Here is a 7,284-nt window from a genome sequence, read left to right as displayed (position 1 = left end):
ACGAAATTCATTGCTGAATTTCTTATATCAAACGTTTCACTCGTTGTTCAGTTTTCAAAGAACAATTTCGCTCAGATCACTCATCTTTACGATTCGTTTTCTTCCGCTGTCGTTCGCTGTGTTTCTCAGCGGCGACTCTTATAATATATCATTTCGTTTCTTTTATGTCAACAACTTTTTTAAAAAGTTTTTCAAAGTTGTTTTTGACTTATTTGAAACTTGATGACTTGTCCGCTTCTCAAACGTTCTCGTTCAGAAGGGAACAAAAAATAATTTATCATAAATGCAAACCCGCGTCAATCATTTGATACAGTCCACTTTATGGTAATCTACAAAGAAGGGTTTACTTCACATTGGAATAATACGATGGTTCCTTACGTAACGGGATAAATCTTTAGGCGTAGCTATGCGAGCGTACATCCTAAATACCGTTCTGTATCTATTAGCAATAGCTCTTCTTACTTCTTTATCTAGACGGTTGTCGCTTAGATCAAGCAGCATTTCATCAAGTTCCTTTCTAAGCATATACCCTAGCTCCTTGCATTCCTTTTCGTTGAATAAGAATCCTAACACAGACGTTATCCTCCTCTAACAACAACTAAAATTTCTCTCTTATGTTGAAATAAAAGCGGCCCTAATCCCTTTCTAAGGATTGCGTTACCTTAGACAAGTGATGGACCGCTTTACTGTTATGCACAAATTCGCATCATTTTATCACATAAACATCTGAATAAAATTAACTTTCTTCTTAAGACTGAACAATTTCTATTACATGCTTGAACGATAGAGTTCCATAATCCACAATGTCACTGTACTTTCGATCAAGGCAGCCACAAGCAGTATAATCGTAATCCACACTGCAGCTGCTCCTGTTTTCTTCAACCATTCCTTGATCGTCATCCCGCTACCACGTTTAGGACGTGTCATCCGCTGAATCGCCAACATGCCAAATCGTATACCGAAAGCGGCAGCTATAATGATAGCCGGCAATTCTAATATGCCATGAGGCAATATACCCACAGTAAACTGCATGAAGACGTTCAATCCTTCACGGTGCATGTCGAAGAATAAATACCCCAATACCATTCCGTTCACTACTAGTAAATATAGTGGGAAAATTCCGAACACAATACCAGAGAACATAACGAGTACAGCTTTGATAGCATTATTGAAGAATATAAATATAAACAACGTCACAATCGGATTAGCAGATTGGTGTAATGATTTCGCAATTTCTCCAAGTTGGGATATCTGGCTATCTAGAAACTCATGAAATCCTGTCCACATCCAACCCACTATTATACTTCCTACGAATAGAAGGGCTGAAAATAAGATATACCCTTTTATCTCGCCTAACGTTCGTGCAAACGAGCGCCAACTTAACACATCCATTCACTCCTTCTTGTTGTTCATCTCACAAAATCACCCGCTACGGGCATGATTGTTTGTCATATCTACCTATAACTCAAGCATACAGTGTATTAAACAAGCGTGACAAGCCATGCGAGTATTTGGGTTCACGCATCTTAGCATGTTATATGAGAGGAGCGCACGCTGCATGAACAGTTTTTATGTAATTAGCGGTAAAAAAGTAAAGCGCATCTTCTTCATCATCGTCGCCGCGTTGTTTGCAGCCGGTGTCGTCGTGGTGGAGAGTGACAACATCACAGTCTTCTCCGAAGGCAGTCCTTCAGCCATTTATAGTGTTCCTACTGATAAGAAAGTTGTGGCACTGACATTTGATATTAGCTGGGGAGAAACTCGAGCACAACCTATACTCGATATTTTATCCGAAAAGAAACTTGATAAGGCGACATTCTTTTTATCTTCCCCTTGGAGCAAAACCCATCCCGAGATTGTCAGGAAAATGGTTGATGCCGGTTATGAGATAGGCAGCCATGGGCATAAGCATGTGAATTACAGCAGTCTGAACGACGAAGAAATCAAAAAACAAATTAGCACGGCGCATACTATTTTAAGTGAGCTTACCGGTAAACAGCCTAATCTCATTCGCATGCCTAACGGCGACTTCGATAAACGCGTACTTAAAATAGCAAATCAAATGAACTATAAAGTCATTCAATGGGATACAGATTCACAAGATTGGAAAAATCCTGGCGTAGATACGATTGTAAAGCGTGTCGTTGATCGTGCTCATAACGGAGATATTATTTTGCTTCATGCCAGTGACTCATGCAAACAAACTCACCTTGCCCTTCCTGCCATCATTGATCAGTTAAGAGCAAAAGGTTATGAGTTCGTTACGGTATCCGAGCTTATCCAGCAAACAGAGCTGAATAATAAAGCGATCCAGGACACTACTATTCAACCCATTCAACCTCAACCCCATGTGCATGATGCCGCCGGAGCGTAAGTTGCCAACGTCAAATAACAAAGAGCTGACCGATAGCGGTCAGCTCTTTACTACTTTTGTAGCGAATCCCGCTCCTTGGGGTAAATTCGTCTTGTTCTTTCCTATTCTCCCCTCCAATACACGTGAAAGGATAAGAATTTGATAAGCATTGCATGCTACTAAAGGGATGAACAAGAACCAAGTCGCAATTGGACTCATGTTCAATGCAAACGTCATTTCGATTGTCGTTCCAACAATCATATAAAACAAAGTTGGAATCAATGCCGATGACGTTGTTATTTTCATTTTTACAATCCCAATTCCTACAGAAAACACCAATAAGGTTAAACCTAGTACAACATCTTGGATTAAATCCCGCTCTTGTCCAAGTAAAGTCCGTAAAAACATGACATCCAATAAAACGATGACTGTAAGAACAACTTGTATATACGGCCACGCTCGTCTAAACATACCATTTGCAAGCAAATTAAGCGTCAAATAAGCAAAAAAGCCCATTTGCGCAAAAACACTAATTGTAAAACCACTTAAAATAAGCTGGAAAATGTTCATTAGTACATCTGCAGGACCTCTGAGATTGGACAGTTCATTTTGATACAGCTGCATAGACAAGCCTGTTATCAACATAACTGCTCCACCCAGACAGAGCGTCGTCCAGAATAAGTAAGACCATTTTTTTAAGTTCAAGTTGCTCCACCTCCGCAATATTCATATTTTACCAGCGTTATCAGCAAAAAACTATCGTTATCGAACATAATTCATAATTTTTTCCCCATACTACATAAAGGCGCTTCTGTAACCGATTCGTACTGACAGCACGTTGAAAGGAGACCTATCCATGCGATCCGTATTTATTCGACTTGGTATAGCTTGTATTGTACTTATGCTTGTAGCTACATCATGCAGCCAAGAGCCACAATCATCAGGAAATAAAGTGGAATATAAAGAACTAAAGTCGATGGTTGTAGATATTTTAAAAACTGAAGAGGGACAGAAGGCAATCGAATCTGCTCAATCTGGTGGTGGAAGTTCCATACAGACGAAAGCACTGAACACGCAGCAGGAGGAACAAATTCGGCTCGCAGTCAAAGATACACTCGTCTCACCTGACTACGAAAAGGTAATTGAGAAGATTATGAAAGATCCCAAGTTTGCTGGAGAGTTCGCTAAAACAATTAGCAAAGAGGACAAGCAAATTCATAAGGATTTAATAAAAGACCCCACTTATCAAAAAGCTGTTGGCGATATTTTAAAATCACCCGATCTCATGAATGCTTATTTGGAAGTAACAAAGTCACCTGAATATCGCAAACAACTAATGGCTTTAATGAAGGATGCAATGAATAGTCCCTTATTTAAGCTAGAAATCATGGAAATGATGACGAAAGCTGTCAAGGAAGAACTCCAACCTAAAGAAAATAAGAAAGAAAAGGGCGGCGAAGGTGAAGTTAGTGATAAAGAAGACAGTGGCTCAAGTGGTGGAGACGGCTCTGACAGCGGCGGAGGCGGAGGTCAAAAAGGCGGCCAATAATATGGACGGCCCCACTTTTCCTTAGCATGATAAAAGCGGACCCATAGAGGTCCGCTTCTTTATGTAAGTTGCACTATTCGCATAGTCAACTAAGATACAATACCGTTATCTATTAAACGTTGTGCCAATTCATTGTATAATTGCCCAATTGGATGTGATTCACGATATACAGAAGGCGAGAAATCCGGCTCCGAAGGATGGTTCTCTGGTGCTCCTAATGGAATCTGAGCCAATAACGATGTGTGCAGCGCCTCAGCTAACTTACCACCGCCGCCACGACCGAATACATATTGCTTGTCACCACAGGCTCCACACTCTAGGTAAGCCATATTTTCAACGACTCCAATAATCTCATGCTTCGTCGTAATCGCCATCGCCCCGGCTCTTGCAGCAACGAATGCTGCCGTAGAGTGAGGTGTCGTTACGATTATTTCTTTCGTTTGCGGAATCATTTGATGGATATCTAGTGCAATATCTCCTGTCCCAGGCGGTAAATCGATAAGCACCACATCAAGCGCGCCCCAATTCACTTCTTGGAAGAAGTTCCGCAGCATTTTGCCTAGCATTGGTCCCCGCCATACGATTGGACTATTATCCTCCACAAAGAACCCCATAGACATTACTTTAACGCCGAAACGTTCGATCGGGATGACTTGCTCATCTTGAATAATTGGCCTATCTTCAATCCCCATCATATCGGGTACACTAAAGCCGTAAATGTCGGCATCTATGATACCAACCTTTTTCCCTTGACGTGCCAGTGCAACAGCTAAATTCACGGTTACAGTAGATTTTCCTACCCCACCTTTGCCGCTAGCTACTCCAATAAAGGCAACATTCGAGGAAGGCGATAATAATGGACTAAGCTGTTCAAGACCAGCTCCGTGCCCTTGAGGAGCTGATTGTCCGGAAATTGAGCCATGTTCAGCATGCTCTTGACCCGTAGATCTAGCCGCAGTCCGATGACCCAAGCCAGCAGCCGTCATCTCTTGATCAGACGCCAAACGAATTCGCACATGAACGTCCGATGCTCCACTGCTGACTAGTTTTGATTTAATTTGCGCTGTCAATTCATCACGTATAGAATCGCTAGCTCCATCCGGTGCCAGTATAATCGTAAGTGCCACTTGCTCAGGTTTGACCATAATATCACGTATCCATTGCAGCTCAACCAAATCTTTTCCTGATATCGGTTCTTGCAATCCATGCAACAGGTCTAAGCATTGTTCTCTTGTTATCATAAGATGCACCTCGTCTCTATGCGCTAATGCTTGTGCGATGTTTCCTTCATCCTCGTTTATTATAGCACACCACTAATCTTTACCAAGCTTTTCTCCTGATAAATAACGAAGAATTCCTTTATATATAGAAGCCGAAACTTTACGCTGGTATGCACTGTCCGCTAACATCCTAGATTCATCCGGATGAGAAAGAAAACCAACCTCCACAAGTGCAGTAGGCACATTTACAGACTTTAGCAAGTATAGCCCCCGATCATCCGATTTAGCTACACGTTCTGTATTTTCTAAATTACGACGTATTTCTGCTTGTATAAACTTAGCCAACACTTCATTTTCTGGAACATGGTTCGCATAAAAAGTTTGGGCCCCACGCCAACGATTTGAAGTGATACTATTCATATGAATCGAAATAAATACGTCTGCCTTCTTTTTCTCTACAAAAGCTACTCTGCGTTGTAAATCCTCCGACTTTCTTTTCGATATTTTTTTTGTACTCTGATCGGCAAGGTCCTGGTCAGCCTCCCGCGTCAAATAAACGACAGCTCCTGCTTGTTGTAAGAAGTCCCTTAAATACAAGGCAATTAAAAGATTAATATCCTTTTCGATAATCCCCTGTTTGCTCACCGCGCCTCCATCCGCGCCTCCATGCCCAGCATCAATAGCAATCACTTTACCTGACAATGGGAGTGACCATTGATTCCAGCTTTTCTTGGATGGTGCCTCAGAGATTAGCAATCCAATAATCAATACAAATAGGCCCAAATAAATAAACCATTGCTTCATTGAACCCAGATTAATAGATAAAAAACGCGTTCTCCGCGGTTTATTGTTGTCATTCCACACGAAAAAGTCCACCTCCGCTCCAATAGCATCTCTAATCACTATATGGGCAGTGGTGGACAAATATACTACGCATGTCCTTCGGTTATTCTGTTATTAATTGCTTATACGGTCGTGGGTTCTATTGCCATGCCTTCAATAAGTATTTTCGCAACCTCAGGACGCGAGAATTCTGGAGGCGGGCAAATTCCATCTCGCAGCAAGGCACGGACCTTGGTTCCTGACAGTGTTAAATGATCTTCTTTGCCATGCGGGCATGTTTTATTGGATGCCATATTGCCGCATTTCGTACAGAAGAAGCTGTGCTCAAAAAATAATGGTGAAATGCCAAGCTCACTCGCTTCAAAGTTCTTAAATATCTCTTGAGCCTCGTACGTTCCATAGTAATCTCCGACTCCCGCGTGATCACGACCTACAATAAAGTGAGTACAGCCGTAATTTTTGCGAACTATCGCATGAAATATCGCTTCACGCGGACCCGCATAACGCATAGCCGCTGGGAATACACCAAGGAATGTACGATCTTTCGGATAATAAGCTTCTAGTAAAGCAACGTAGCTTTTCATGCGAACATCTGCAGGAACATCGTCTGACTTCGTTTCACCAACGAGTGGATTAAGGAATAATGCATCTACAATTTCCATTGCACTTTTCTGAATATACTCATGTGCACGATGGACAGGGTTGCGAGTTTGGAAGCCAACAACCGTACGCCAACCTCGCTCTGCAAATAACCTACGCGTTTCCGCTGGGTCAAAATAATACTCTTGGAAACGATCAGGTTGGGGGCGCTCAAGCAGACGTATGCTTCCACCAACATACGTATTAGGACGCTCAAATAATTTCTGCACACCAGGATGTTCACTATCATCTGTCCTAAATACCTGTACAGCTTCATGCTTCTGATCGACTGTATAGATGGACTCTACTTGAATAGAACCGTATGTGATACCATCCTCTTCACCAACCAGAGCTGCCATCTTACCAACTGATAGCAGCTTAACTGTATTAGCATCAACCGCCAGCGTTATCGGAATGCTCCATACCGTACCATCAGCAAGTCGCATACGATCTACAACACTACGATAATCACCTTCATTTAGAAAGCCTGTTAAAGGAGAAAATGCACCTACGCCAATTAAATCAAGATCAGATATTGCCCAACGGTTTATCGGAATGACTGGAGCGTGCTGCAACTGCCTTAGAAGCGCATCTCGTTCTGTATCAGATACACGAAGATCCACTAATGATCCTCCATGTGCGGGTATTGCTGTCATGCTTCTATTCCTCCCTACTCTTTT

The 7,284-nt window shown here is 42.0% G+C and carries 8 protein-coding genes; 2 read left to right on the top strand and 6 right to left on the bottom strand.

What is annotated here, in order from left to right; all coding sequences use genetic code 11:
• Positions 1-348 precede the first annotated feature (348 nt).
• A complete protein-coding gene (locus NQ117_RS23835; protein ID WP_192026860.1) occupies positions 349-573 on the bottom strand; it encodes a hypothetical protein in 225 nt (74 codons plus the stop codon).
• 195 nt (positions 574-768) lie between these two features.
• A complete protein-coding gene (locus NQ117_RS23830; RefSeq protein ID WP_258280489.1) occupies positions 769-1,386 on the bottom strand; it encodes a stage II sporulation protein M in 618 nt (205 codons plus the stop codon).
• A 172-nt stretch (positions 1,387-1,558) separates the two neighbouring features.
• On the opposite strand from NQ117_RS23830, the gene pdaB reads away from it, so the two are divergent.
• On the top strand, positions 1,559-2,374 hold the full coding sequence (pdaB, locus tag NQ117_RS23825; protein WP_258280488.1) for a polysaccharide deacetylase family sporulation protein PdaB: 816 nt from the start codon (positions 1,559-1,561) through the stop codon (positions 2,372-2,374).
• A gap of 39 nt (positions 2,375-2,413) precedes the next feature.
• Here pdaB and NQ117_RS23820 read toward each other — a convergent pair whose 3' ends face one another.
• Positions 2,414-3,058, bottom strand: coding sequence for a KinB-signaling pathway activation protein (locus tag NQ117_RS23820; RefSeq protein WP_258280487.1), 645 nt, complete (start codon positions 3,056-3,058; stop codon positions 2,414-2,416).
• A 151-nt stretch (positions 3,059-3,209) separates the two neighbouring features.
• On the opposite strand from NQ117_RS23820, the gene gerD reads away from it, so the two are divergent.
• A complete protein-coding gene (gene gerD, locus NQ117_RS23815) occupies positions 3,210-3,902 on the top strand; it encodes a spore germination lipoprotein GerD (protein WP_258280486.1) in 693 nt (230 codons plus the stop codon).
• A gap of 89 nt (positions 3,903-3,991) precedes the next feature.
• Here the strand turns inward: gerD and NQ117_RS23810 are convergent, their stop codons facing one another.
• The 3 genes from NQ117_RS23810 to sat all read right to left on the bottom strand — a co-directional run bounded on the left by NQ117_RS23810 (position 3,992) and on the right by sat (position 7,260).
• Positions 3,992-5,143, bottom strand: a complete 1,152-nt coding sequence (locus NQ117_RS23810) for a P-loop NTPase (protein WP_258280485.1) — start codon at positions 5,141-5,143, stop codon at positions 3,992-3,994.
• 72 nt (positions 5,144-5,215) lie between these two features.
• Positions 5,216-5,926: an N-acetylmuramoyl-L-alanine amidase CwlD gene (cwlD, locus tag NQ117_RS23805; RefSeq protein WP_258280492.1), complete on the bottom strand. Its 711-nt coding sequence runs from the start codon at positions 5,924-5,926 to the stop codon at positions 5,216-5,218.
• A 161-nt stretch (positions 5,927-6,087) separates the two neighbouring features.
• Positions 6,088-7,260: a sulfate adenylyltransferase gene (gene sat / locus NQ117_RS23800; RefSeq protein ID WP_258280484.1), complete on the bottom strand. Its 1,173-nt coding sequence runs from the start codon at positions 7,258-7,260 to the stop codon at positions 6,088-6,090.
• Positions 7,261-7,284 lie beyond the last annotated feature (24 nt).

Origin of the sequence: Paenibacillus sp. SC116 (assembly GCF_024733555.1) — a bacterium.
Taxonomy (GTDB): Bacteria; Bacillota; Bacilli; order Paenibacillales; family Paenibacillaceae; genus Paenibacillus_B.
This window is presented reverse-complemented; position numbering and strand designations above follow the sequence as displayed.